The 25,801-nt window shown below is 68.0% G+C and carries 20 protein-coding genes; 9 read left to right on the top strand and 11 right to left on the bottom strand.

Going from position 1 to position 25,801, the window contains the following annotated elements:
- Window positions 1-5 precede the first annotated feature (5 nt).
- Window positions 6-1,508: an efflux transporter outer membrane subunit gene (locus GGQ96_RS07445; protein ID WP_184113255.1), complete on the top strand. Its 1,503-nt coding sequence runs from the start codon at window positions 6-8 to the stop codon at window positions 1,506-1,508.
- Window positions 1,509-1,549: 41 nt separating this feature from the next.
- On the opposite strand, the gene GGQ96_RS07440 is transcribed toward GGQ96_RS07445, so the two are convergent.
- From GGQ96_RS07440 to GGQ96_RS07425, 4 genes are all read right to left on the bottom strand, one after another.
- Window positions 1,550-4,693: a type II toxin-antitoxin system ParD family antitoxin gene (locus GGQ96_RS07440; protein WP_184113253.1), complete on the bottom strand. Its 3,144-nt coding sequence runs from the start codon at window positions 4,691-4,693 to the stop codon at window positions 1,550-1,552.
- A 63-nt stretch (window positions 4,694-4,756) separates the two neighbouring features.
- Window positions 4,757-6,415 (bottom strand): Na+/H+ antiporter, encoded by a 1,659-nt coding sequence (locus GGQ96_RS07435; RefSeq protein WP_184113101.1) that lies wholly within the window; start codon window positions 6,413-6,415, stop codon window positions 4,757-4,759.
- 153 nt (window positions 6,416-6,568) lie between these two features.
- Complete coding sequence (locus tag GGQ96_RS07430) at window positions 6,569-8,707, bottom strand: M3 family metallopeptidase (protein WP_184113100.1); 2,139 nt, start codon at window positions 8,705-8,707, stop codon at window positions 6,569-6,571.
- Between the two features lie 49 nt (window positions 8,708-8,756).
- The gene (locus GGQ96_RS07425; RefSeq protein WP_184113098.1) at window positions 8,757-10,052 is read right to left on the bottom strand and encodes a chymotrypsin family serine protease; all 1,296 of its coding nucleotides are present in this window, start codon (window positions 10,050-10,052) and stop codon (window positions 8,757-8,759) included.
- A 105-nt stretch (window positions 10,053-10,157) separates the two neighbouring features.
- Here GGQ96_RS07425 and GGQ96_RS07420 point away from each other — a divergent pair, with 105 nt between their 5' ends.
- From GGQ96_RS07420 to GGQ96_RS07405, 4 genes are all read left to right on the top strand, one after another.
- Window positions 10,158-11,252: a lactonase family protein gene (locus tag GGQ96_RS07420; RefSeq protein WP_184113096.1), complete on the top strand. Its 1,095-nt coding sequence runs from the start codon at window positions 10,158-10,160 to the stop codon at window positions 11,250-11,252.
- Window positions 11,253-11,334: 82 nt separating this feature from the next.
- Window positions 11,335-12,066: a hypothetical protein gene (locus tag GGQ96_RS07415; RefSeq protein WP_184113094.1), complete on the top strand. Its 732-nt coding sequence runs from the start codon at window positions 11,335-11,337 to the stop codon at window positions 12,064-12,066.
- Window positions 12,056-12,889, top strand: a complete 834-nt coding sequence (locus GGQ96_RS07410) for a metallophosphoesterase family protein (protein ID WP_343058957.1) — start codon at window positions 12,056-12,058, stop codon at window positions 12,887-12,889. The genes GGQ96_RS07415 and GGQ96_RS07410 overlap by 11 nt, the downstream gene beginning before the upstream one ends.
- Before the next feature lie 73 nt (window positions 12,890-12,962).
- On the top strand, window positions 12,963-13,337 hold the full coding sequence (locus tag GGQ96_RS07405) for a hypothetical protein (protein ID WP_184113090.1): 375 nt from the start codon (window positions 12,963-12,965) through the stop codon (window positions 13,335-13,337).
- Window positions 13,338-13,361: 24 nt separating this feature from the next.
- On the opposite strand, the gene GGQ96_RS07400 is transcribed toward GGQ96_RS07405, so the two are convergent.
- Window positions 13,362-13,664, bottom strand: a complete 303-nt coding sequence (locus tag GGQ96_RS07400; RefSeq protein WP_184113089.1) for an alkylphosphonate utilization protein — start codon at window positions 13,662-13,664, stop codon at window positions 13,362-13,364.
- A gap of 239 nt (window positions 13,665-13,903) precedes the next feature.
- On the opposite strand from GGQ96_RS07400, the gene gntA reads away from it, so the two are divergent.
- Both gntA and GGQ96_RS07390 read left to right on the top strand, forming a co-directional pair.
- Entirely contained in the window at window positions 13,904-14,638 is a 735-nt protein-coding gene (gntA, locus tag GGQ96_RS07395; protein ID WP_425506689.1) for a guanitoxin biosynthesis heme-dependent pre-guanitoxin N-hydroxylase GntA, read from the top strand.
- Window positions 14,635-15,237 carry a DUF1989 domain-containing protein gene (locus GGQ96_RS07390; protein WP_184113087.1) on the top strand — a complete coding sequence of 201 codons (603 nt, stop codon included), beginning with the start codon at window positions 14,635-14,637 and terminating at the stop codon, window positions 15,235-15,237. The genes gntA and GGQ96_RS07390 overlap by 4 nt, the downstream gene beginning before the upstream one ends.
- 5 nt (window positions 15,238-15,242) lie before the next feature.
- On the opposite strand, the gene GGQ96_RS07385 is transcribed toward GGQ96_RS07390, so the two are convergent.
- On the bottom strand, window positions 15,243-16,847 hold the full coding sequence (locus GGQ96_RS07385; protein WP_184113085.1) for a long-chain fatty acid--CoA ligase: 1,605 nt from the start codon (window positions 16,845-16,847) through the stop codon (window positions 15,243-15,245).
- 18 nt (window positions 16,848-16,865) lie between these two features.
- Window positions 16,866-20,378 (bottom strand): DNA polymerase III subunit alpha, encoded by a 3,513-nt coding sequence (gene dnaE / locus GGQ96_RS07380; RefSeq protein WP_184113083.1) that lies wholly within the window; start codon window positions 20,376-20,378, stop codon window positions 16,866-16,868.
- Window positions 20,379-20,509: 131 nt separating this feature from the next.
- Here dnaE and GGQ96_RS07375 point away from each other — a divergent pair, with 131 nt between their 5' ends.
- Both GGQ96_RS07375 and GGQ96_RS07370 read left to right on the top strand, forming a co-directional pair.
- Entirely contained in the window at window positions 20,510-21,805 is a 1,296-nt protein-coding gene (locus GGQ96_RS07375; RefSeq protein WP_184113081.1) for a hypothetical protein, read from the top strand.
- A 63-nt stretch (window positions 21,806-21,868) separates the two neighbouring features.
- Window positions 21,869-22,453 (top strand): HdeD family acid-resistance protein, encoded by a 585-nt coding sequence (locus tag GGQ96_RS07370; protein WP_184113079.1) that lies wholly within the window; start codon window positions 21,869-21,871, stop codon window positions 22,451-22,453.
- 4 nt (window positions 22,454-22,457) lie between these two features.
- Here GGQ96_RS07370 and GGQ96_RS07365 read toward each other — a convergent pair whose 3' ends face one another.
- The 4 genes from GGQ96_RS07365 to GGQ96_RS07350 are packed head-to-tail and all read right to left on the bottom strand — an operon-like array spanning window position 22,458 to window position 25,441.
- Window positions 22,458-22,934, bottom strand: a complete 477-nt coding sequence (locus GGQ96_RS07365; protein ID WP_184113077.1) for a glutathione peroxidase — start codon at window positions 22,932-22,934, stop codon at window positions 22,458-22,460.
- Entirely contained in the window at window positions 22,934-23,527 is a 594-nt protein-coding gene (locus tag GGQ96_RS07360; RefSeq protein ID WP_184113075.1) for a GNAT family N-acetyltransferase, read from the bottom strand. Before GGQ96_RS07360 ends, GGQ96_RS07365 begins: the two co-directional genes overlap by 1 nt.
- The gene (locus tag GGQ96_RS07355) at window positions 23,524-24,198 is read right to left on the bottom strand and encodes an ABC transporter ATP-binding protein (RefSeq protein ID WP_184113073.1); all 675 of its coding nucleotides are present in this window, start codon (window positions 24,196-24,198) and stop codon (window positions 23,524-23,526) included. Before GGQ96_RS07355 ends, GGQ96_RS07360 begins: the two co-directional genes overlap by 4 nt.
- Window positions 24,191-25,441 carry a lipoprotein-releasing ABC transporter permease subunit gene (locus GGQ96_RS07350; protein WP_184113071.1) on the bottom strand — a complete coding sequence of 417 codons (1,251 nt, stop codon included), beginning with the start codon at window positions 25,439-25,441 and terminating at the stop codon, window positions 24,191-24,193. The genes GGQ96_RS07355 and GGQ96_RS07350 overlap by 8 nt, the downstream gene beginning before the upstream one ends.
- Window positions 25,442-25,801 lie beyond the last annotated feature (360 nt).

The following is a 25,801-nucleotide window of genomic DNA, read 5'->3' as shown; positions in this document are numbered from 1 at the left end:
TGAAGATGAAGATGCTGGTCGCGCTGCTGGCGGCGACGACGACGCTGGCCGGGTGCAACCTCGCGCCCACCTATGTCCGCCCGAGCGGTGCAGTGCCCGCCGCCCTGCCGCAGGGGGGACCCTATCCCGCCGCCGCTACCGACGCGCCCGATGTCAGCGCGATCGGCTGGCGCGACTTCTTCACCGACCCACGCCTGCGCGCGGTGATTGAACTCGGGCTGGCGAATAACCGCAATCTGCGCGTGGCAGCGGCCAATGTGCTCCAGGCGCGGGCGCAGTACCGGGTGCAGCGCGCCGACCTGGTGCCGTCCACCACCGTCAGCGGCACCGGCATCTACACCAACAATATCTTCGGCGCGGCGGGGGCGGCCGGCGGCGGCGGCACCGGCGGCGCGGGCACGGGCACCGGCACCGGAACGGGCGGCGGTAACGGCAGTGGCGGCACCGGCGGCGGCGTCACGACCGGCGGCGGTTCAACCAATATCGAGGCCTATTCGGTGACCGCCGGCTTCTCGAACTTCGAGCTCGACCTGTTCGGCCGCATCCGCAACCTGACCCGCGCCGCGCAGGAACAGGTGCTGGCGTCCGAGGAGGCGCAGCGGTCGACCCGGATCAGCCTGATCGCGGAGATCGCCAGCGCCTGGCTGACCATGGCGTCCGACCAGGAACAGCTGCGCCTGTCGCAAAGCACGCTGGGCACCTTCAAGCAGACGCTGGACCTGACGACCGCGCAATTCCGGATCGGCGTCGGCTCGGAACTGGAAGTGCGGCAGGCGGAGACCAACTACCAGTCGGCCCGCAATGACATCGCCGCGCTCCGGACCCGGATCGCGCAGGACCAGAATGCGCTCAACCTGCTGGTCGGCACCACCGTCGCCACCGACCTGTTGCCGGGTGACCTGGGCGCTGGGCGCTACACGCTCGACGCGCTGCCGTCCAACCTGTCCTCGGCGGCGCTGCTCCGCCGGCCGGACGTGCTCCAGGCCGAGCATCAGTTGATCGCGCAGAACGCCAACATCGGCGCGGCGCGGGCGGCCTTTTTCCCCAGCATCTCGCTGACCGCGACCCTGGGAACGATCAGCACGGCGCTGTCCGGGCTCTTCGCCGGCGGCAGCTTCACCTATACCGGCACGCCCGCCGTCTCGCTGCCGCTGTTCGATGCGGGCCGGCGCAAGGGCAATCTCGACTATGCCCGTGCGTCGGAACAGGCGGCGGCCGCGACCTATGAGCAAACGGTGCAGACCGCGTTTCGCGAGGTTGCCGACGCGCTGGCGCAGCGCGGCACGATCGGCGAGCAGGTCGCCGCCCAGACCGCTCGCGCCGAGGCCGCGCGAGGCGCGGCGCGCCTGTCTGATGCGCGGTTCCGGGCCGGGGTGGACTCGTTCCTGACCACCCTCGACGCGCAGCGCACCGCCTATGCCGCCGAGCAGAGCCTGGTGACGACACGGCTGACACGCGCCAGCAACCTGGTCACGCTGTATCGCACGCTGGGCGGGGGTCTGAACTGAGCCGCAGCGGCGGGGCGACCGGCAGCCCCGCCGCCGTTTCCTCAGCTCTCGCCTTCCAGCTGACGGTCGGCCACCATGCGATCGGCAATTAGCGCCAGCAGGCGATTGGCGCTGTAGGGTTTGGCCAGCACCGCGGACTGCGAAATCGCGCCGACCGCGGATGGATCGCCGGTGGCGAACACCACCCGTGCCTGCGGATGGAGCGCGCGGGTACGCTCGGCGAGCATCGGTCCCGAGGCCCCGGGCAGGTTGACGTCGGTGACCAGGATGTCGACGGATACGGTCTGGATCGCCGCCATCGCCTCCTCGGCGCTGCCCGCCTCGACCACGACATAGCCGGCATCCTCCAGGATTTCGGCGGTGTTGGCGCGGATCAGTGCGTCGTCCTCGACCAGCAGCAGCGTCGCGCGTGCCGTGACCGGGGCCGGCGGCATCGCGATCTCCACTTCGATCTGCGGCACCACGACCGCGGGAGCGGAAACCGGCTCGGCCCGGGTCCCCGCCATCCGTCGTTGCCCTTGATTGGCCAGGACATGGCGCACCTTCCGCGCCAGCGCCTCGCGCGTATAGGGCTTGGACAGTAGCTCGACACCCGCGTCCAGCTTGCCGCCATGGACGATCGAGTTCTCCGTATAGCCGGAGGTAAAAAGCACCGCGATCTCGGGCAGCCGCTCACGCGCCTTGCGGGCCAGCTCGGGGCTCTTGAGCGTCCCGGGCATCACCACGTCGGTAAAGAGCAGGTCGATCGGCATCCCGCTCTCGACGATCGCAAGCGCGCTAGCCGCATCCACTGCCTTCAGCACGCGGTAGCCCAGCTCGGACATGAGTTCGACCACGGTCGCCCGCACTTCGGCATCGTCCTCCACCACCAGCACCGTCTCGGTGCCGCCGGTGACCGGGCCGGTATCGGTCACGACCTCGACGTCCTCGCGCTCATAGGCGCGCGGCAGGTAGAGCTTGATCGTCGTTCCCTCGCCCAGCTCCGAATAGATCTTCACGTGACCGCCGGATTGTTTGACGAAGCCATAGACCATCGAAAGGCCGAGCCCCGATCCCTTGCCCTCCGCCTTGGTGGAGAAGAAAGGTTCGAACACCTTCTCGATGATTTCGGGCGACATGCCGCTGCCGGTGTCGCTGACCGCCAGCATCACATACTGGCCCGGCGTCACCTCGTCATGCGTGCGCGCATAGTCGTCGTCGAGATGGGCGTTGGCGAGTTCGATCGTCAGCTTGCCCTGCCCGTCCATCGCGTCGCGCGCGTTGATCGCCAGGTTGAGCAGCGCATTCTCGATCTGCGCCGGGTCGATGAAGCTGTTCCACAGGCCGCCGGCGACGATCGTCTCCACCTCGATCCCCTCGCCGATCGCGCGGCGGAGCATGTCGTCCATGCCCTGGACGAAGCGGCTGGGATTGACGACTTTGGGCTCCAGGGCCTGACGCCGGCCAAAGGCGAGGAGCTGCGACGCCAGTCGCGCGCCGCGCGACACGCCGCCCATCGCGTTGGCGACGCGCTGCTCCGCTCGATGATTGCCCGCGACATCCTTGGCGAGCAGCTGCAGGTTGCCCGACACGACCTGGAGCAGGTTGTTGAAGTCGTGGGCGACGCCGCCGGTCAGCTTGCCGACCGTCTCCATCTTCTGCGACTGGGCCAGCTTCGCCTCGGCGGCACGCCGGCTGTCGATCTCGGCGATGACCCGCGCCTCCAGCGTCTCGTTCAACTGACGAAGTTGGTCCTCGGCGCGTTCCCGGTGGCGGACCTGACGGGCCAGCGCACCGGCATGTTCGCGCAGCGCCGCCTCGGCCGCGCGCTGGTGGGTGATGTCGGTATGGACGCCGACCCATTCGCTGATCTCGCCGCGCTCGTCCTGCGTCGGCAGCGCGCGGACGGCGAAGGTCCGCCAGGTCCCGCAATGCCGCCGCACGCGATGCTCGTGGACGAACATCGCCTTGTAGGCCACCGCCTCCTGCCAGGCGACCAGCGTCGCGGCGCGGTCCTCGGGATGGATCGCAGCGAGCCAGCCATGATCGGCATAGTCCGCCACGCTCTGTCCGGTCAGCGCCGACCAGCCCGGCTGCTCGCCGACCATCCGGCCGTCAGCGCTGTTGGTCCACAAGACGCCGTGGACCGCATCCATCGCTGCGCGGAAGCGGCCGTTGCTGGCGACCAGCTCCTCCTCGTGGCGCATCCGCTGCTCGATATCCATCACCAGCACATGAAAGCCCGACACGCTGCCATCCGCCTCGACGCGCGGCAGGTAGCGGACGTTGGCGCGGCGCGGCTCTCCCCTGCCGTTGCGCAGGATCGAGTCCGTCTCGATCGTCTCGCCTGCCAGCGCGCGTCGCATCAGCGCCTCGCGCTCAGCGAAATTGGCCGTGCCGATCACGTCGCGCGCGTGGCGGCCAACCACCTGCTGGGGCGTCAGGTCGAACCAGTTGGTGTAATAGCGATTGGCGAAGCGGAAGATCAGGTCGCGATCGACGAACGAGATCAGCACCGGCAGTGCATCGGTGACGGTCCGCAGTTCCGCCTCGCTTGCGGCGCTGCGTCGCTCGGCGGCGATGCGCGCGCTATTGTCGACGCACGTGCACATCACCCCGCCGACCTGCCCGTCCACGTCGTAGACCGGGGTATAGAACAGGTCGAGGATGACGGTATCCGACCGGCCATCGCGATGGAGCGTCAGGGGCTGGTCGCGATAGGAGCGGAGCTCGCCGCGCATCGCCGTCGCCAGCATCTCCCGGTTCCAATCCCAGATTTCCGGCCATACCTCCGCCGTCCGGCCGCCGAACGCCTCGGGATGCTTGCCGCCGGCGATGTCCATATAGGCGTCATTGTAGAGTAGGATGTGGTCGGGGCCCCACATCAGCACCTTCGCCACCGGCGAGTTGACGATGTTCGCGACCGTGGTGCGCAGCGTCGTCGACCATTGCTCCACCGGACCCAGCACCGTCGACGACCAATTGCGCGCCCGGATCAGCGCGCCACAGGCACCGCCGCCCCGCGGCCAGTCGCTCGTCACCGAATCGCCGGACCGCCGTGCCGGCGCCGCCGAGTCGCGCAGCGATCGCAGGGCGGCGCGAACCACCTCGCTGGCATTGCAATAATTGCCCGAAGCGATGCATTCGCCGATGAAGGTCTCGAGCTCGGGGCTCAGCGACACGTTGCGGGTCTGGCGGCCAGTCATGTCGACCGGGATGCGCAGCTTCCACCCCTGTGTCAACCGTTGCCAACCATCCACCCTCCGCGATTACCCACCCGTTCCGAAACGGGTCAGCCGGGCATCCACCAGATCGAGTTCCCGGCCCATTTGCTCCGCCACGTCGGACGCGATCTCCCGCCGGTGCGCCAGGTTGAAGATCGCCCGCCGCTCCGCCCGGATCGCCGCGAGGCGCATTTCGCGCTCCAGTTGGTCATCTGCCCTGGGGCGACCTTGGGCGTCGTCGCTATCGGCGAGCGCGTCGAGCCGTTCGCGATACTGGTCCATCAGCCGCCCGGCGACATCAACGAAGCGGTCAGCATCATCGCGCCCGTCGGCCATGCGATGCTGCACCCGCTCCAGCTCGGCGATCGCTGCCTTGGCCGCGGCGCGACGGGCGCGGTTGCGCTCGGACTCCGCGCCTTGATCGGGCGGCAGGCGGAGGTTGCGGAGCAGCAGCGGCAGGCCGACCGCCGCGATCACCAGCGATGACAGGATGACGCCCGACGCCAGGAAGATCGCAAGGTCGCGCGCGGGAAAGTCGCGGCCATCGGCCATGGTCAGCGGCAGGGTAAGCGCGCCCGCCAGCGTGATCGCCCCACGCGCGCCGGCGGTGGTCATGGCGGCGATCACCCGGCGCGGCGGGCTGGTCGTCGCGTCATCCTCATCCCGCCAGCGCGAGCGGTAGACGGTGAACTGCAGCGACACCCAGACCCAGCCGAACCGCAGCGCGCACAGGCCGGCGACGATCGCCAGAACATAGAGTCCCAGCCACCAGACGCTCTGGTGGCCGGTGGCGGCCACGGTGTCGCGAGCGCGTGCGACCACGTCGGGCAACTGCTCGCCCAGCAGGACGAAGATGACGCCGTTTAGCGTGAACTGCAGCATGTCCCACACCGCGCGCCGTCGGATGCGGGTCGCTGCCGCCACGCCGGTGGACACGTTGGTGAAGGTCATGGTGATGCCCGCCGCCGCCGCCGCCAGCACGCCCGAGGCATGGAGATGCTCCGCGCCGAGATAGGCGGCGAAGGGGATCAGCAGGCTGACCAGGATGTTCGAGCCGGCATCGTCGCCGAACCGGCGCGAAAAGGCGCTCTTCGCGGTCACGATGCCCCAGGCCAGGCCTGCGCCGATCGCCACGCCCGCCACCGCCATCCAGGCGAAGGTCGTTGCCGCCGTCCAGATCGAGAAGGTGCCGGTCAGCGCCGCCGCGATCGCGAAGCGCAGGCATACCAGGCCGGATGCGTCGTTGAGCAGCGATTCCCCCTCCAGGATGTGCATCATCCGGGGCGGGATCGTCACCTTCTGCGCGACCGCCGACACCGCGATGGGATCGGTCGGCGACACCACCGCCGCAAGCGCGAAGGCGACCGCCAGGGGCATCGCCGGGATCAGCCAGTGGATGAACAGGCCCATACCCAGCACGGTCAGGAAGACGAGGCCAAGCGCCAGGCCCAGGATCGCGCCGCGATCCTTGAACAGCGCCTCTTTCGGGATGCGCCAGCCATCCAGGAACAAGAGCGGGGGCACGAGCAGCAGGAGGAAGAGTTCGGGATCAAGCTCGACCCGGACATGGGCGACCATGCCGATCGCCGCGCCGAGCGCGATCTGGACGATGGGCCGGGGCAAGGCGGAGGGGAGAATTCGCGAGACGATGCCGCTCACCACCACGGCGACCAGCAGGAACAGGCACAGCGTCACGATCTCCAAACCGGTCGTCTCCTTCGTCTGGTGGGTTTCCAAATCATACGTCGCGTCGGGATCGGAGTTCCACCCCCATGGTCCATTATAGACGAACGGCCGCCGCACCGACCCGAAACGGGCAGTGCGGCGGCCGTCGCGATCGGGACGAAGAGGGCGCCGTCAGTTGGCGGTCCCGGTCAGCCCGCGATCTTCCAGCATCGGGCCGATGTCCGGATCCTTGCCATAGAAGGCGCGGAACATGGTGCCATAATCCTCGCTATGTCCCTTGGACAGGATCATGTCGCGGAAACGCTGGCCATTGGCGCGGGTCATGCCGCCATGCTTCTCGAACCACGCATAAGCGTCGTCGTCGAGCATCTGCGTCCAAAGATAGGCGTAATAGCCCGCCGCATAGCCGTTCGCCCAGATGTGGAGAAAATAGCTGGAGCGATAGCGCGGCGGCACGTCGGCGGTGTCCAGCCCCATCTGGCCGAGCGACTTGGCCTCGAACGCATCGACATCCTGCGGACCTGCAGAGGCGGGCAGCGAATGCCAGTCCTGATCGAGCATCGCCGAAGCGATCAGTTCGCCCAGCGCATAGCCCTGGTTGAACTTCGCCGCGTTCTTCACCTTGGCGACCAGCGCCGCGGGCATCGGCGCGCCGGTGCGATAGTCCTTGGCGTAATGCGCCAGCACCTTGGGGTCGAGCGCCCAATGCTCGTTGAACTGCGACGGGAATTCCACCCAGTCGCGCGCCGTGTTGGTGCCCGACACAGTCGGATAGGTCTGGTTGGCGAACAGGCCGTGCAGCGCATGGCCGAATTCGTGGAACATCGTCGTTACATCGTCGAAGCTGATCAGCGCCGGCTGGCCCGGCGCCGGCTTGGTGAAGTTGGCGACATTGTAGATCACCGGCTTGGTGCCGAGCAGTTTGGACTGGCCGACGAAGTTGGACATCCACGCGCCGCCATTCTTGTTGTCGCGCTTCCAATAGTCGAAATACATCAGCCCCAGCTCGGACCCGTCCTTGTCGTAGACGGTGAAGACGCGCACGTCGGGCTGATAGACCGGCAGGTCCTTCCGCTCCTTGAAGGTCAGGCCATAGAGCTGGTTGGCGGCGTAGAACACGCCGTCCTGCAGCACCCGGTTGATCTCGAAATAGGGCTTCACCTCATTCTCGTCGAGATCGTACTTCGCCTTGCGGACCATCTCCGCATAGCGGTCCCAGTCCCAGGGCTTGAGCTGGAAGTCGCCACCATTGGCGGCGATCACTTTCTGGATCTCGGCCGCTTCGCGCTTCTGCTCGGCCGCCGTCGCCGGGATCAGCCGCTGCATGAACGCCTTGGCCGCCTGCGGGGTCTTGGCCATCTGGTCATACAGGACATAGGCGGCATAGTTGGGATAGCCGAGCAGCTGCGCCTTCTGCGCGCGCAGCGCGGCGAGCTGGACGATGGTCGAGCGCGTGTCGTTCGCGTCGCCGCGCTCCGCCCGGTTCCAGCTTGCGTCGAACAGCGCCTGTCGGGTCGCCCGGTCGCTCAGCGACTGGAGCATCGGCTGCTGCGTCGTATTCTGAAGGGGCAGCAGATACTTCCCGGTCAGGCCCCGCTCCTGCGCGGCCTGACCCGCCGCCGCGATCTGGGCATCGTCCAGCCCGGCGAGCCGCGCCTTGTCGTCGACGACCAGCGCACCGCCCTTGGCCGCCGCCAGCAGCTTCTGCTGGAACGCCGTCTCCAGCGTAGACAGCTTGCCGTTCAGCACGCGCAGCTTGGCCTGGTCGCCGGCCGACAGCTTCGCGCCGGCATGGATGAAGTTGTTATACGTGATGTCGAGAACCTGCGCCTGTTCCGGCGTCAACTTCAGCGTGGCGCGCCGGTCGTAAAGCGACTTGACGCGCGCGAACAGGCGCGGATCGAGGAAGATGGAGTCCGCATGCGCCGCCAGCTTGGGCGCGACCGCTTCCTGCACCTTGTCGAGCACCGGGTTGGTGTTGGCCCCGACCACCGCCGAAAAAGCCTGGCCGGCGCGGTCGAGGATGCGGCCGGACCGCTCCATGGCGACGATGGTGTTGTCGAAGGTCGGTGCGGCGGGATCATTGGCGATCCGCGTCATTTCGGCGGCCTGTTCGGCGATGCCACGCTCGATCGCGGGCTGGTAGTCGCTGTCCTGGATCCGGTCGAAGCGCGGGGCCTGAAATGGCAGGTCGCTCTGGACCGTCAGCGGATTGACGCGCGCCGTCTGGGCATCGGCCGCGGCGGCGGTGATGCACGCCGCCAGCAGGCAGGCGGCGGCGCAGGAACGAAGAAGCAGCGAGCGCGTCATGGAGGTCCTTGTTGGAAGAGAAAGGCAGCAGGAAAGGCTCAGGCCATCGTCACGGTTGACCGGCCTGTCTCTGCCCGGTCTCGACAGATGGGGCAATGGTGGTGACGGGATTTGTGACCGGTGACACCCCGGCCAGCAGCGCCCAGCCGGTCGGCAGGTAGTCGGTCGACATGTAGAAATAGAAGGCGCAGCTGCCGTCGCGGCGATAGCTGCCGCCCTTGACGATGCCATAGGCGCGGGTGCCGCTGAACACCGGTGCGCCGCTGTCGCCCGCCCGGCAATTCGGCCCGGCGACGGTCACCCAGCTCGGCAGGCAGGCGCCGCCGCACAGGTCGCCGGCGGGAGCGAAGTCGGTCAGCTCGACGGGAGCGCAGCTATAGCCGGTCCGCTCGCCCCGGTGGCAGACATAGTCGCCGGCGCGCGTGCCCGCCAGCGAGCGCCCGCCGGTGACGATGCGCGCCACCGTCTTGCGCGTGTCGGCGAAGAAGAGCGGGGCTAACCGCTCGGCGCTGACGTTGACTTGGACGTCCTGATAGCCCCAGCCCCATTGTCCGACGAAGGCGAGGGGCTGGCGCTGTCCCTCGCCATCGACATAGTCCAGCGCGTCGGGGCAATGGGCGGCGGTTGCGATGCCGGTTCGCTGACCATCCGTCACCACGAAGCCGGTCGTACAGGCGTAGCGCCGACCGTCCGCAGGATCGACGCCGGTGACGCGCGCGCCACCCTCCACCGCCGTGTCCACCGAGGGCCGCTCGACCGTCCGCAGCCGGACCGGCGCGGACAGGATCGCGGCCAGCCGGGCGCGGAGCGGTTCGACGCCCTCACGCGCGATGTCGCTGTCGCCCACCACCGCGACGATCGTGCCGGTGCGCTGGTCGATGCCAAACGCGGGGGGGCGCAGCAGCGTGGCGCGAATCTCCGCCTGGTGCAGCCGGATCGCCTCCGCCATTTGCGCGCGGGTCGCCGCCGCCCCGGTATGGAAGCGGATCAGGACGACCGATCCCGCCGCCGTGACGAAGCGATCGGGCACCGGCGCGTCGCCAGTCAGTAGCACGTCGATCGCGAAGTCCGGCCCCGGCGCCACGGCGATGCCGGCGAGCCGGTCGGCGAAGGCGCGGCCGATTGCATCGGTGGTCGCCAGCGTCTCGTCCTGCGCGGTCAGGCGCCGGACCGCCTGGTCGAGCGTCAGATGGAAGGCAATGGCATATTCGCCGGCATCCTGCGCCACCGCCTGCTGGGGCGACTGGACGCGCGGCGGCTCCGCCGCCGGCGCCCCCGTCGCCGCGCTCATCCCCATCGTCGCCGCCAGCCCGAGCAGGGCCGACTGAAAGCATCGCCTGTCCATTCGTCCCACTTCCTGACAGGGAATTCCCGAACCGTCGGTGAACCGCCCCTTGCACTTGCGCGTCCGTCCGGCAAAATGTCGCCGCATGTGCTATAGGTACCTTTCATGTCGGGCCTGACGCTGACGCGTCGCTCGGCCCTTGCCGGCATCGCCGCCGGCCTGGCCGCGCCTGCGCTCGGCAGCGGGCGATCGGACGCGCACCTGATCGCCGGGGCCTATGCCAGTGAAGGTGGGGTCGGCCTCTATCCGTTGACCTATGCCGACGACCGGGGTTGGACCATCGGCACCGCCAATGCCGGCATCGCCGATGCCTCCTTCGCCGTGCGCAGCCGCGCCGGGCGCTGGTACTGCGTCGACGAGGCGGACAATTGGGTGGGCGTCTATGCGCCGGACTGGTCGCGGATCGCCCTGACGGTCAGCGGCGGGGCGGCCCCCTGCCATCTCGCCCTCGACCCGGCGGAACGGCGACTGGCGGTGGCCAATTACAGCAGCGGCACGGTCGCGCTCTTCCGGCTTGACGCCCAGGGTCGGCCGGAGGGGACGCAGATGCTGCTGCATCATGGCATTGGGCCGGACAGGGCGCGACAGGCGGGTCCGCACGCGCATTGGGTCGGCTTCACCGCCGACGGGCGCTGGCTCCATTCGGTCGACCTGGGCGCGGATGCGATCTTCGCCACGCCGATCGATCCCGCGACCGGCCAGGCGGGACCGACCGTCACCGCCTGGACGGCGCCGCCCGGCACGGGCCCCCGCCACATGGCCCACCACCCCAGCCTGCCGCGCGCGTATCTGGTCAGCGAGTTGTCGAACCAGCTGTTCACGCTGACGGCGGAGCCCGATGGCCGCTTCACCACGCTTGGCGCACAGTCAATCCGGCCGGCCGACGCGCGCGGACCGGCCTATGGCGCGCATATCGCCGTCGATACAGCGGGCCGCCGGCTCTACGTTTCCGTGCGCGGCGACAACAGGATCGCGGTGTTCGCGCTGGATGAGCGAGGGACGCCGACCCTGCTTCAGCATATCCAGTCCGGGGGCAACTGGCCGCGCCACTTCCTGCTGCTGGAGCGGGAGCGCCACCTGCTCGTCGCCAATGAGCGGTCGGGCAATGTCGCCGTATTCGACCTGATGGCGGATGGCCGGCTGCGGGCGACGACCGCTAGCGCAGCGTTGCCGGGCGTGGTGTTCCTCGCCCGTGCGTGAACCCATTCAGCGGTGGAGCGATACAGCATCCGTTCACGGACAGGATGTTGATAGAATGCCGGATTTTCGCAAAGGATACGCCATGGCCCGGCCGGGTGACCCGCGAGACATCTCTTCCGACCTGGAGCGCATCTTCGGCACGCCGACCAATGGTGGCGGGCAGGTGGGCACCGGCCGATCGATCGTCCCGGTGCCGCAAACCGAGGCGCGCTCGCGCTGGCTGATCGGACTGGTGCCGGTGGCCGCGCTCGGCTCGATCGCCTTCTTCCTGACCGAAGCGCAGGTCGCGCATCGGCCGTCGCCGCCCACGACCGCCAGCCGACCGGCGCCGACCACCGCCGCTCCGGCGCCGGTCGCCTTCACAGCGGTCGCGCCCCCTGCCCCGGTCGCGGCGACGCCGCCGCCGCGCGAGATCGCTCCGGCCCCCGCCCCGGACCCTGCCCCGGTTCCGGTTCCGGCGGATCGCCGCGTCGCCAGCGTCGCACCCGCGCCGGCGCGAACCCGCATCGCCCGTCCCGCTTCCGCCCGCCCTTCCTGGCTGGCGACCGGCGACCTGTCGTCCAATTGCCGGCCAGGCAGCAACGAGGATGCGTGCATCTACCGCGATGTGCGCGACGCGGATCGACGGCTGGTCCAGGTCTATCGCCAGGCGGTGCGCGCCGGGGTGCCGCGTGACACCCTCGTGCGCGCGACCAAGGCGTGGAACCGGGCGCTCGATCGCTCGCTCGACGATCCCGACGGCACGATCCGCCGCTATGATGCGCTCGCCGACGAACTTCATGCCGCCACCCAGGTCGCGCTGCGTGACCGCTGAACCCGCATCGCCGCCGGCCGTGGTCGAGGAGGAGGTGCGCCACCGCACCAAGCGGCGGATCGACGGCCAGCTCGTCTATGCGATCGGCGACATCCATGGCCGCTACGACCTGCTGATCAAGCTGCTGGAACGGATCGCCCAGGATTCCAAGCGCCACCAGTTGGTCGGGCGGCGACCGTTGCTGATCTTCTGCGGCGACTATGTCGATCGTGGGCCGGATTCCGCCAGGGTGCTGTCCACCATCGCCTGGATGCGCGCCGGCAATGCGTTCGAAACCCGGTGCCTCAAGGGCAATCACGAGCAGATGATGCTCACCTATATCGAACAGCCGCCCGCCGCAGCCGGCTGGCTCCGCGTGGGCGGCGCGGAGACGCTGGCCTCCTACGGCGTCACCGCCCCTGCCTGGGACGCGCCACCCGAGGATCATTACCGCGCTCGCGACCAGTTGCTCGACGCCATGTCCGCGCGGCACCTGCGCCTGCTTCAGACGCTCGAGACGCTGCTGCTGATCGGCGACTATGCCTTCGCCCATGCCGGGGTGCGGCCGGGCGTCTCGCTTCATCGCCAGCTGGAACGCGACCTGTTGTGGATCCGGGACGATTTCCTGAACGCCCGGCGCGGCTTCAAGAAGATGATCGTGCATGGCCATAGCTGGGATTCGGACGAGCCCTTCTTCGGCGCGAACCGGATCGGCGTCGACACCGGCGCCTATCGCACCGGCGTGCTGACTGCCGCGCGGATCATGGACGGGGAAACGGGCTACCTTCAGGCGCATGGGCCGGAAGGGCCGGACGCCTATGAACCCGGTCATGGCGATCACTGACCAAAGCAGATCAAGCCACGTCTTGGCAAGCGGCGGTGACCAAGGGTAAGCGCCCGATCAAAGAGGGAAATGCATGTCGAAGATCAGGCTCTGTGCCGCATTATGGGCGATGACGACGATCATCCTGTCGTTCCTGCTGTTCCTGCTGCCAGGCGGCTCCGCGATCGTGTCGGCGGCACTGACCCTGTCGGCGCTGGTGCTCGCCGCACCGGCCCCGTTTTTGGCGAAGACTCGCGCCACGCGCATCCGCGTGGCGCTCGCGGCGGTGATTTATGTCATCGGCCTGGGTGGCGCGATCGTGCTCGGCTATCTCGCCGAAATGCAGTTGATGGCGCTGGGACTGATCGGCCTGTTTGCGCTGGTCGGGCTGGGGCTGGCCGGCTGGGCCTGGACGACGCGCAATCGGCGACCCAAGCCCGGCTGGGCGGGTTATTACGACCCACAGTGATCGTGCCCGGCATCACGGGCGGGTTCAGCGCTTGCGGACGAATTCGGCGCGCAGCACCAGCCCCTTGATCCCGTCGAATTTGCAATCGATCTCCTGGTCGTCGCCGGTCAGGCGGATCGACTTGATCAGCGTGCCGCGCTTCAGCGTCTGGCCCGCGCCTTTCACGTCGAGGTCTCTGATCAGCGTCACCTGATCGCCATCGGCCAGCAGATTGCCGACGGCATCGCGGACTTCGACCCGCTCGGCGGCCTCGGCGCGGATAGCCGCCTCAGCCGCCGGCAGCCACTCGCCGCTCGCCTCGTCATAGACGTAGTCTTCGTCCTGCATGGGACCTCCGTGGGGGTTGAGGTGCTTTGCGGGCGCGACGCGCCGCTGACAAGCGCCAGCCGCCACCGAACCGGGTCAGCCGGTGGCATGACGAGCCATGCCTCGGGAACGACAGGGAACTTTTTGCGACCGTCAAAGAGACGGGACGGCTCGGCAAATCGTCTTGATCCGTATCAACCCGCCCTTCTAGGATCAGAGGCGGGTCGGAACGAAGCCCGTTCTCCGGTTTTGGACCGGTCATGATCGTTGACCGACCCGTGCCGCCCCTGCCCCCCATCAGACCGATGTTCGACTGGGACGCACCCGCCGCCGAGCCGCTGCGCGCCGAGCTGTTCGACCGGATCGCCGATGCCGGCTTCCCCTGCGTTGGCGCCAAGGCGGCGATGGCGAAGGGAACGCTGGAGACGGTCGGGTGCCGCAGTTTGGACAGCGCTTGGGACGATGTGCGTATCCACGAACGGCTGCTCGCCTTCGCCACCGCCTATCGCGCAGATCCCCGCCTGTTCCGCAGCCTGGCGGTGATCTTCGATGGCCCGGACGGCCTGACGGAGGCGGAGTTCGAGCGGCTGCTCTGGACGCGCGTCCAATCGCTGTCGGACAAGGATGTGTGGCGCGGCCTGCCCTATGACCGGACGGTCAGCGCCGATCCGGACAGCCCGCATTTCTCGCTGAGCTTCGGTGGCGAGGCCTTCTTCGTGGTCGGCCTGCATCCCGCCTCCAACCGGCCGGCGCGGCGTTTCTCTCGACCGGTCATGGTTTTCAATCTACACGATCAGTTCGAGGTGCTCCGCGCCCAGGGCAAGTACGAGACGATGCGCGAGAAGATCATGGTTCGCGACGAGGCGGTCGCCGGATCGCGCAATCCGATGCTCGCCCGCCACGGCCAATCCAGCGAGGCACGGCAGTATAGCGGGCGGATGGTCGGGTCGGACTGGAAATGCCCCTTCCACTACAAGGGCGGGACCGAGGCATGACCGCCCCCGTCCATGAAATACCGGAGCGCAGCGGCACCGCCTTCGTGCTCAAGGCCGGCGACATGCTAACCGTCATCGATCCGCGCGGCGAGCAGGTCGCCGATCTGCTCGCCTTCAACGCACGTGATCTGGACGAGGTCATCTCCTCGGGCCGAACGCTCGACTATGCGGAAATGATCTACCTGACCGCCGGCCACCAGCTCTATTCGAACCGGTCGAACGTGATGCTGGAGATCGTGGCGGATACGGTCGGGCGGCATGACTTCCTGTTGACGCCCTGCTCGGTCGACACTTTCCGCCATTTCTACCCGCACCTGCCGGTGCATCGTGGCTGTTTCGGCAATCTGGCGGCGGCGCTCGAGCCCTATGGCGTCACGCCCGACCGGATCCCGGTGGCGTTCAACTGCTTCATGAACGTTCCGATCGACGGCGAGACGGGCAAGCTGCGCGTCCTGCCGCCGATCAGCAAGGCGGGCGACCATATCCAGTTCCGCGCGGCGATGGATCTGGTGATCGGCCTGACCGCCTGTTCCGCCCCGGACTCGAACGGCGGCAGCTTCAAGCCGATCCATTACCGGATCGATTCCGCCGCCGCCTGAGCCGATCAGGCCGGCACGTCGATGCCCGCCAGGCGGTGGTGGCGATAGCGGGCGCGTAGCTCGGTCTTGAGCAGCTTGCCGGTGGCGGTATGGGGCAGGCTGTCGACGAACAGGATTTCGTCCGGCAGCCACCATTTCGCCACCTTGCTCGCAAGGTGCGCCTGGATCGCCTCGGCCGTGACCTCGGAGCCCGGCTTGGCGACCACCAGCAGCAGCGGCCGCTCGTCCCAGCGCGGATGGACTACGCCGATCGCGGCCGCCTCGGCCACGCCGGGACAGCCTACCGCCGCATTCTCGAGTTCGACCGAACTGATCCACTCGCCGCCCGATTTGATCACGTCCTTGGCCCGATCGGTGATCTGCATCGTGCCGTCAGGGTGCAGGATCGCGACGTCGCCAGTGTCGAACCAGCCCTCCGGATCGAGCGCATCAGCTTCGGCCCGGTAGTAGCGGCGGATGACCCAGGCGCCGCGCACCTGCAACCGGCCCGAACTAGTGCCGTCCCGAGGCAGCGGGCGGCCCTCGTCGTCGACGATGCGCAGTTCGATGCCGAACGGAATCTGCCCCTGTTTGGATACGAGGTCGAGCCGCTCCGCGAGATCCATCGCATCCCATTCGGGCGGCCGCTGCCCGGCGGTGCCGACCGGTGACGTCTCGGTCATGCCCCAGAGATGCGCGACCTCATAGCCCATGCCCCATAGCCGCTCGATCATCGCGCGTGGCGCGGCCGAACCGCCGATCGTGACCAGCTTCAGATCGGCGGGCGGCGGGTTGCCGGCGTCGATATGCGCGAACAGGCCGAGCCATACCGTTGGCACTCCGGCTGAATGGGTGACCCGCTCGCGGCTCATCAGCTCGCACAGCACTGCCGGCTCGTTGACCGCGGAGAAGACGAACTTGGCGCCCGCGATCGGCACTGCCAGCGGCAGCCCCCATCCGGCGGCATGGAACATCGGCACTACCGGCAGCACCACGCCGCGCGACGACAGGTCGAAGACCGCCGGCGTGATGACGGTCAGCGCGTGGAGCACGGACGAGCGATGCGTGTAGAGCACGCCCTTCGGATCGCCGGTCGTGCCGCTGGTATAGGCCAGCATGCAAGGCTCGCGCTCAGACCCCTCGACCCAGGCATAATCGCCATCTTCGCCGGCGATCAGCGCTGCGAGCGAGCCCGGCCCCTCGCCGTCCAGCACCACATAATGCGCGATGCTCGGCCAACGATGGCGCAGCCGGTCGACGATCGGCTGGAAGCAACGATCATAGAGCAGCACCCGGTCCTCGGCGTGGTTGGCGATATAGACGAGCTGGTCGTCGAACAGGCGCGGGTTGATGGTGTGGATGATGCCGCCCATCCCGATCGCACCGTACCAGGCGACCAGATGGTTGGCATGGTTCATCGCCAACGTGGCGATCCGGTCGCCCGGCCGGACGCCCAGCTTCTCCAGCGCCCGCGCCAGCCGCTTGGCGTCATGCGCGACCTCCCTCCAGTTGGTGCGCGTCTCGTGGCCGTCCGCCCAGCGGGTGACGATCTCGCGACGTGCATGCTCGCGCGCCGCATGGTCGAGGATGCGCGGCACGCGCAACTCGACCTCTTGCATGGTGTCCAGCATGCCCCTCTCCCGGCTAGCCTAGCCGACGAGCGCCAGCCTCGTCTCAGAGGTCCGAAGCGCGACGGCGGTGACACCGTGCAACGCCTCGATATGTTCGGCAAGCTCGGCGTCGAGCCGGAAATCGCGCCCCAGCAGCACAGTCGCCTCGCCCTCGCTGGTCGACAGCTTCGCCCGGATCTCGCCCCGCGCTCCGCGATGGTCGGCAAGTAGCTCTGCCAAAAGGGTAAAAGTGGCCGGCGCGGTGATCGTCACCTCGACCACGAAGCGGGCGTTATTGGCCAGCCCCTCAAAGGGCTGGATGCGTTTGATCGACACGCGCGGGGTTTCCTCGCCCGGCCGGCGGTCGAGTTCGGCGGTGACGAGGCCGCAGCCGCCATTCTTAGCCGCCTCCTCCAAATCCGCCGCCACCGAGTCGTCGAAACAGGTCGCCAGGAACTGGCCCGAGGCATCGGACAGCTGCGCCATCATATATCGCTTGCCGCGCGCCGAGGTGCGCCAGCGGGCATCCTCGACCAGCACCGCCAGCGTCGCGCCGATCCGGTTGCCATCGTCGGGGATGGCGAGTTCGGAGAGCGAGGCATAGGTGCGCGCACCGTGCATCTTGGCGAGATGGGCATGGCGGTCGACCGGGTGCGCGGAGAAGTAGAAGCCGAATGCGTCCTTTTCCTGCTCCATCTTCTGCGCCAGCGACCAGCGCACGCCCTGGGGCAGGCGTATCGTGTCGCCGGCATGGCTGGCGTCGCCGAACAGGCCACCCTGCCCGCTGACCTTCTGTTCGTGGTTGCGCGCCGCCACCGCGAGCACGGTCTCCGCCGCGCCGTGGACGCCGGCGCGGTTCGGCTCAAGCGCGTCGAACGCGCCCGCGGCCGCCAGCGTCTCCAGCTGGCGCTTGTTGATCAGGCGCGGGTCGACGCGGGTGGCGATGTCGTCCAGGCTCTTGAACGGACCCCTGGCGCGTTCGGCGACGAGCTTCTCCATCGCGCCCTCGCCCACCGACTTCAGCGCGCCGAGCGCATAGCGGATCGCGACCCCCTCGCCATCGCCACCGCGCGGTTGGACGTCGAAATCGGCCAGGCTTGTGTTGACGCATGGCCCCAGCACCTCGACCTTGGCGCGTCGGGCATCCTCAACGAACAGGCCCAGCTTGTCCGTCAGCGCCATGTCGAAGCACATCGACGCGGCATAGAATTCATGCGGATAATGCGCCTTCAGCCAGGCGGTCTGATAGGCGAGCAGCGCATAGGCCGCGGCGTGGCTCTTGTTGAAGCCATAGCCGGCGAACTTGTCGATCAAGTCGAACAGCTCGTTGGCCTTCTGCTTCGGGATGCCGTTCACCGTCTGGCATCCCTCGACGAAGATGGCGCGCTGCGCGTCCATCTCCGCCTTGATCTTCTTGCCCATCGCGCGGCGTAGCAGGTCGGCGCCGCCCAGGCTGTAGCCGGCCAGCACCTGCGCCGCCTGCATCACCTGTTCCTGATAGACGAAGATGCCGTACGTCTCCTTCAGGATCGGTTCGAGCAGGGCATGGGGATAGACGATCTCCTCCGTCCCCTGCTTGCGGCGACCGAAGGTCGGGATATTGTCCATCGGCCCAGGCCGGTAGAGCGAGACGAGCGCGATGATGTCGCCGAAATTCGTCGGCCGCACCGCCGACAGCGTGCGTCGCATGCCTTCGGATTCGAGCTGGAACACGCCGACCGTGTCGCCGCGCTGGAGCAGCGCATAGGTGGCCTCGTCGTCCCATTCCAGCGCGTCGAGCTGCACCGCGATGCCGCGCTTGGCGAGCAGTTGCACCGCCTTCTGCAACACCGACAGCGTCTTGAGGCCCAGGAAGTCGAACTTCACCAGCCCCGCGCCCTCGACATATTTCATGTCGAACTGCGTCACCGGCATATCGGAGCGCGGATCGCGGTAGAGCGGGACGAGCTGCGCCAGCGGCCGATCGCCGATCACCACGCCTGCGGCGTGGGTCGAGGAGTGGCGCGGCAGGCCCTCCAGCTTCGACGCCAGGTCCCAGAGCTTGCGGACCTGGTTGTCGTTGGCATATTCCCTGGCCAGTTCGGGTACGCCGTTCAGCGCGCGCTTCAAATCCCAGGGATCGGTCGGATGGTTGGGCACCAGCTTGGCGAGCCGGTCGACCTGGCCGTAGCTCATCTGAAGCACGCGCCCGGTATCCTTCAGCACCGCGCGCGCCTTCAGCTTTCCGAAGGTGATGATCTGCGCCACCTGGTCGCGACCATATTTCTCCTGCACGTAGCGGATCACCTCGCCACGCCGGGTTTCGCAGAAGTCGATGTCGAAGTCGGGCATCGACACGCGTTCCGGGTTGAGGAAGCGTTCGAACAGCAGGCCGAGCTGGAGCGGGTCGAGGTCGGTGATGGTCAGCGCCCAGGCGACCACCGAACCCGCGCCCGAACCGCGGCCCGGCCCGACCGGGATGTCGTGGTCCTTCGCCCATTTGATGAAGTCCGCGACGATCAGGAAATAGCCGGGGAATCCCATCTGGATGATGATGTCGACCTCGAACGTCAGCCGTTCGCGATACAGGTCGCGCCAGCCCGGCTCGCCCTCCGGCTCTCCCTTCATCGCGCGCAGTTCGGCGATCCGATCGAGCCGCTTTTCCAGCCCGGCTTCGGCGTCGGCGCGCAGCATCGCCGCCTCGCCGTCGCGGTCGCCCGCCAACGACGGCAGGATCGGCTTGCGATACGGCGCGGCCACGGCGCAGCGCTGCGCGACGACCAACGTGTTGGCGATCGCCTCGGGCAGGTCGCTGAACAGCGCCTTCATCTCCTCGGCCGGCTTCAGCCAGGCGTCGGGCGAGCTTTTCGGCCGCTCGGCGGTCTCGACATAGGTGGAATGGGCGATGCACAGCATCGCGTCATGCGCGTCGCCGAACGCGCTGTCGGCGAAGCAGCAGGGATTGGTCGCGACCAGCGGCAGGCCGCGGGCATAGGCCAGATCGATCAGCGACTCTTCCGCCGCCATTTCGACCGGATCGTTGCGGCGACACAGTTCGATGTAGAGCCGATCGCCGAAGATCGCCTGCAACCGGTCGAGGAAGCTCGCCGCCCGGTCGGGCTGGTCTTCTGCGAGCAGTCGGGCGAGCGTCCCCTCGCCGCCAGCGGTCAGCGCGATCAGCCCAGCCGAATGCCGTTCGAGCCAGTCGATCCCGACATGCGGCACCAGTTCCAGCGGCCGTTCCAGATGCGCGGCCGACACCAGCGCGCATAGATTGTCGTAGCCGACCGCGTCCTGCGCGTAGAGCGCGATCCAGTCGATCACCGGCGCCGTGCCCTCCGGCATGTCGGGCCGCGCCAAACCCAACATCGTGCCGATCACCGGCTGGACGCCGCTTTTCTTGGCAGCGTCGGAATAGGCCATGGCGGCATAGAGGCCATTGCGGTCGGTCAGCCCGGCGGCGGGAAAGTTGCGCGCCTTGGCCTGGGCGGCGATCGCCTTGGGCTCGATCGCGCCGTCGAGCATGGTGAAGCAGGAGAAGATACGAAGCGGCACGAACCCGGAATGCATCACTTACATATGGACGCTGCGGCTGATTCGAACACCCGGAAAATCGCACCCGGCCGGTGAACGCGGGCCATGCCCGGTCGGGCGATGCTCCATTGCCTTTATGCTGCGGAGCGGCAAAGGACGGGCCCGTGCTGATGTCGACCGCCGAAACCACGCCCGACCGGACCCGCCCGGCCCGTCATCGCTGGCGGCGCGTGCTGTTGGTCCTATCGGCGCTGCTGCTCGGATCGGTGCTGCTGCTGACCGGCGGGACACCGATCGGCCGTACCTTTCCGGCACCGACCGCGGAGCAGGTCGGCGCCGCCAGGGCCGCCGCGATGCAGCTCCGCATCTTGCGCGCCACGCCGGGCGCGAGCGGTTCGGTTCGATTCAGCGAGGCCGACCTTCGCGCGATCAGCACGCTCGCCAGCCATGGCTTCGCGCCCGATCGGCTGGATGCCCGTCTGGCGGATGGCGCGTTGCGGATCGATGCCGCGCACGCACTGCCGCTCGGCCGCTGGCTGAACGTGGCGATGACCATCCGCTCGCAGCCCAAGGGCTTTCCGCCGATCCGCATGACGATCGGCCATGTTCCGCTGGGCGAGCGTCCGACGCGCCTTCTCATCCGCTTGGCGCGGTGGGTGCTGGCCAAGCGCGACGTCCCGATACCACCGCTCGACACGCTGGTGCGCGGCTTCTCGGTGCTGCAAAACGGGGTGGCCGCCGACGTCACCCTGTCGCCAGCGATGCTGGAGGGGCTGGCGCGGCTCGATGGCCATCGGATCGATCCCGCGCAGGTCGCCCGGATCTACTGCACGCTCGGCCGCCTGCAGGCGAACGCGCCGCTCGCCGACGTGGCCGCACAGGTGCGCCGCGCCTTCACGCTGCAACCGCCGGCCACCGCGACGGCGGGGCGCAACCGGGCCACCTTCGTCGCGCTCGCCATGTTCCTGGTCGACCCCCGCGCCGGCGAGATGGCGGGCGATGCGCGGGAACGGACCGACGCGTGCCGCGTCGCCGTGCCGGTCGTCACGCTGCATGGCCGCGCCGACCTGACCATGCACTGGACGCTCTCCGCCGCGATGACCGCTGGCGCCGGTACCCAGATCGCTCAGGCGATGGGAACCTGGAAGGAACTGGCGGACAGCCTGTCCAAACAGTCCGAATTCGCGATCGGCGATCCGACCGGTTTTTCCTTCCTCGACCTGTCGGCGGACCGCTCCGGCTTCCGCGTCGCCACCGCTGCGGTTCGGCCGGACGACGCGGTTCGTCTCGCAACGATGCTGTCCAAGGTCACCGAGGACCAGATCCTGCCGCCCTCGCTGATGACGCAGCAGGACGGTCTGACCAACCAGCAATTCGTCCGCCATTATGGTGGCATCGCCGACCCGCGCTATGACGCGGCGGTGGCGCGCATCGACCGGGTCCTGGAGGTGGAAGGTATAAACTAGATTAAATTTGCGTAAGGCCGCTTCGACCGGGAACGCGGCGCGGCGAGCCGCGGTTTTGGCCGCATGACCGACTTCGCACGCTCCCCCGCCGCCGCCCGTTCCCTCGACGTCCCGCCCGCCGGTGCCGGCTGGGCCTGGATCCTCGCATCGGGCATCCTCTCCCTCCTGCTCGGCATCCTGGCCTTTCTCTGGCCGTTCGCCGCTACCTTCGCCGCGACCCTGGTGATCGGCGCTTTCTTTCTCGCTGCCGGACTCGTGTCCGTTTGCGCCGGCCTGTTCGGCAAGGGGCATGGCGCGCGGGGCTATGCGATCGGCTTCGGCCTACTATCGCTCATCATCGGTGGCCTGATGCTGCTGGAGCCGCTGACCGGCGCGCTGTCGCTGACGCTGATGGTCGCGGTCTGGCTGGCGGTGCGCGGCGCGCTGGAGATCGGCTTCGGCGTGCGGCTGCGCCACGGCAAGGCACTGATGCTGGTGCTGGGCGTCGTCAACATCCTGCTCGCCATCTTCGTGCTGGCGACGCTGCCACTGGCGGCGCTGACCCTGCCGGGCTTCATCCTGGGGCTCAGCTTCGTGATGAGCGGCGTCACTTCGATCGTCTCCGGCCTGCACCATCGCCGTGGCGCCTCGGCTTTCGCCCTCCGCTGACCCTTCAGAGCAATGCTTCGATTGCGGCCGCCAGGTCTTCGGGCCTGGCGGTCGGCGCATGCCGGCTGACCACCGCGCCGCCCCGATCCACCAGGAACTTCGTGAAATTCCACTTGATCCGCTTGGAGCCGAGCAGGCCCGGCGCGGCGGCCTTAAGATGTTCGAACAGCGGCGATGCGGCCGCACCGTTCACCTCCAGCCTGGCGAATACGGGAAAGCTGACATTGTACTGCGTGGCGCAGAAACGGGCAATCTCGGCCGCGTCGCCCGGTTCCTGCCCGCCAAACTGGTTGCAGGGAAAGGCGAGCACCCCGAAGCCGCGATCGCCATAGCGGCGTTGAAGCTGCTCCAGCCCGGCATATTGCGGCGTGAAGCCGCAGCGCGACGCCGTGTTGACGATCAACAGCACCCGTCCGGCGAATGCGTCGAGCGAACGGCTGCTGCCATCCGATGCGCGCACGGTGAAGTCAGTGACCCGCATCAGTCGTGCCGTGCCAGCAGATAGTCGAGATTCTGACGAACGCCCGGCCATTCGCGGTCCAGGATCGAATAGACCACCGAGTCCCGCAGCCGCCCGTCCGCCATCACCTGATGCCCGCGCAGCACCCCATCACGGCGCGCGCCTAGTCGTTCGATCGCGCGTTGGCTGCGCAGGTTGAGCACATCGGTGCGGATCTGTACGCACTGGCAGTCCATCGCCTCGAAGGCGTGGGCGAGCAGCATCCGCTTCGCCTCGGTATTGACGCCGGTGCGCTGCACCGCCCGGGCGTAGAAGGTGCCGCCGATCTCCAGCCGGCGATGCCCGGGTGCCAGGCGCATGAACCGGGTCGTGCCGACCACCTGTCCACCCGGCGTCTCGACCGTGAAGGGCAAGGCGCGGCCATAGTCCCGTTCGCGCAGCACCGCCGCCAGCCAGCGATCGGGCGTCTTCAGCATCGCCACATTGGCGTAGAACAAGTCCCACAGGTCGCCGTCGCGCGCGACATCGACCAGTGCGTCGACGTCCGAGGGGGCAAACGGCCGGAGCCGGACGTGACGGCCGGTCAGCGTCGGCGTCTCGGCCCAGACGTTCATGCCAGCTTGCCTTCGTGCAGGCGCACCACCCGGTCCATGCGGCCTGCCAGCCGTTCGTTGTGGGTGGCGACCAGCGCCGCCGAGCCTTCTTCGCGCACCAGCCGCAAGAACTCGGCGAGCACGATGTCGGCAGTGGTCTCGTCCAGATTGCCGGTCGGCTCGTCCGCCAGCACCAGGGCGGGCCGGTTGGCGAGCGCGCGCGCCACCGCGACGCGCTGCTGCTCGCCGCCCGACAACTGGCTGGGCCGATGCGTCAACCGGTGGCCGAGACCCAGCGCCGTGAGCAGCGTCGTAGCGCGCGCATCGGCGGCCGGCCGCGCTGCGCCATGCACCAGTTGCGGCAGCACGACATTCTCGGTCGCATTGAAGTCGGGAAGCAGGTGGTGGAACTGGTAGACAAAGCCCAGCCGGTCCCGGCGCACGATGGTGCGGCCATGCGCGTCGAGCCGCGCCACCTCCTCGCCGGCGATGCGGATCGACCCCTCGAAACCGCCTTCCAGCAGGCCGACCGCCTGGAGCAGGGTCGACTTGCCCGAGCCGGAGGGTCCGAGCAGCGCGACGATCTCGCCCGGCGCGATGCTCAGGTCGATGCCGCGCAGCACGTCGATCCGCGCATCGCCTTGTACGAAGCTGCGTGCGAGGCTGGCGAGTTGAAGAACGGGCTCATTCATAGCGCAACACCTGCACAGGATCGGTGCTCGCCGCCTTCCACGCCGGATAGAGCGTCGCGAGGAAGGAGAAGACCAGCGCCATCGAGGTGATGACGATCACCTCGACCGGATCGGTCTTGGACGGCAATTCGGTGAGATAGCGGATCGACGGATCCCACAGGTTCTGACCGGTCACCAGCTGGACGAAGTTCACCACGCCCTGGCGATAGAACAGGAACAGCGCTCCAAGCCCGAGGCCCGCCACCGTGCCGAGCGCGCCTATGGTGGTGCCGACGACCATGAAGATGCGCATCAGCCCGCCCCGGGTTGCGCCCATGGTCCGCAGGATCGCGATGTCGCGCGTCTTGGCGCGGACCAGCATGATCAGCGACGACAATATGTTGAAGACCGCGACCAGGATGATGATCGACAGGACGGTGAACATCGCCACTCGCTCCACCGCCAGCGCCTCGAACAATTGCGCGTTCATGCTGCGCCAGTCGGCAATCACGGCATTGTTGCCGATCCTGTCCGCCAGCGGGCGCAGGATCTCCCCCACACGATCGGCGTTCGTGGTCGTCAACTCGACCATCCCGACGGAATCTCCCATCAGCAGCAGCGTCTGCGCATCCTGGATCGGCATGATGACATAGGCCTTGTCATAGTCGTAGATGCCGATTTCGAAGATCGCCGCGACCTTGTAGCTGACCATGCGCGGCACCGTGCCGAACGGCGTCGTCTGCCCCTGCGGACTGATCAGCGTGATGTCACTGCCGATCTGCGCGCCTAACGCCTCCGCCAGGCGACTGCCAATGGCGATGTTGCCGCTGCCCGGCGTCAGCCGGTCGAGCGACCCGAGCATGACCTTGGCATGAAGGGTCGCATTGTTGCGGATGTCGGACACCCGCATGCCGCGCACCAATATGCCCTCCACCCGGCCGTTATAGCTGGCCATCAACGGCTGTTCGATCAGGGGCACCGCCGAGGTGACGCCCGGGGTCGCCTGTGCGTCGCGGACGATCGCGCGCCAGTCGGTCAGCCGGCCATTATAGCCCTGGACCACCGCATGGCCGTTCAGCCCGACGATCTTGTCGAAGAGTTCAGCGCGGAAGCCGTTCATCACGCTCATCACGATGACCAGTGCCGCGACGCCGAGCATCACGGCGACAAGACTGATCGAGGCGACGAGGAAGATGAAGGCCTCGCCCTTGCCCGGCAGCAGATAGCGGCGGGCGATCATGCGTTCATAGGACGAGAGGATCATGTCGCCCGAGGCTCTAGGCGGCGGCGGGTCCGGGTGCAACCGGATCGGCGCTGTTGCATCAAATCCACAACGGTTACCCAATCGTAACGGAACGGCGTCGTGACTGATGACAGACCCACCGGAAAGGCATAGCAACACTCGTGCTGAGACACAGGCAATGGCCGTGGTTCGGGGAATAGCTTCGACGCCCGCCCAACGAGGCTGGAGCGGAAGCAAAGGAATGGGGGCTGACGAGCGATCGTCACGCAGGCGCCCGGATCGGAAACGGTCCGGGCGTTTGCCGTTACGGCGCGGCCCGGACCGTCGAACGCCCAAGGCCGGCGGGAAGTCGGGAGCTTCCGGACTGCCACTCCCCGTCGA

Source organism: Sphingomonas abaci, assembly GCF_014199625.1.
In the GTDB taxonomy this organism is placed as follows: Bacteria; Pseudomonadota; Alphaproteobacteria; order Sphingomonadales; family Sphingomonadaceae; genus Sphingomonas; species Sphingomonas abaci.
This window is presented reverse-complemented; position numbering and strand designations above follow the sequence as displayed.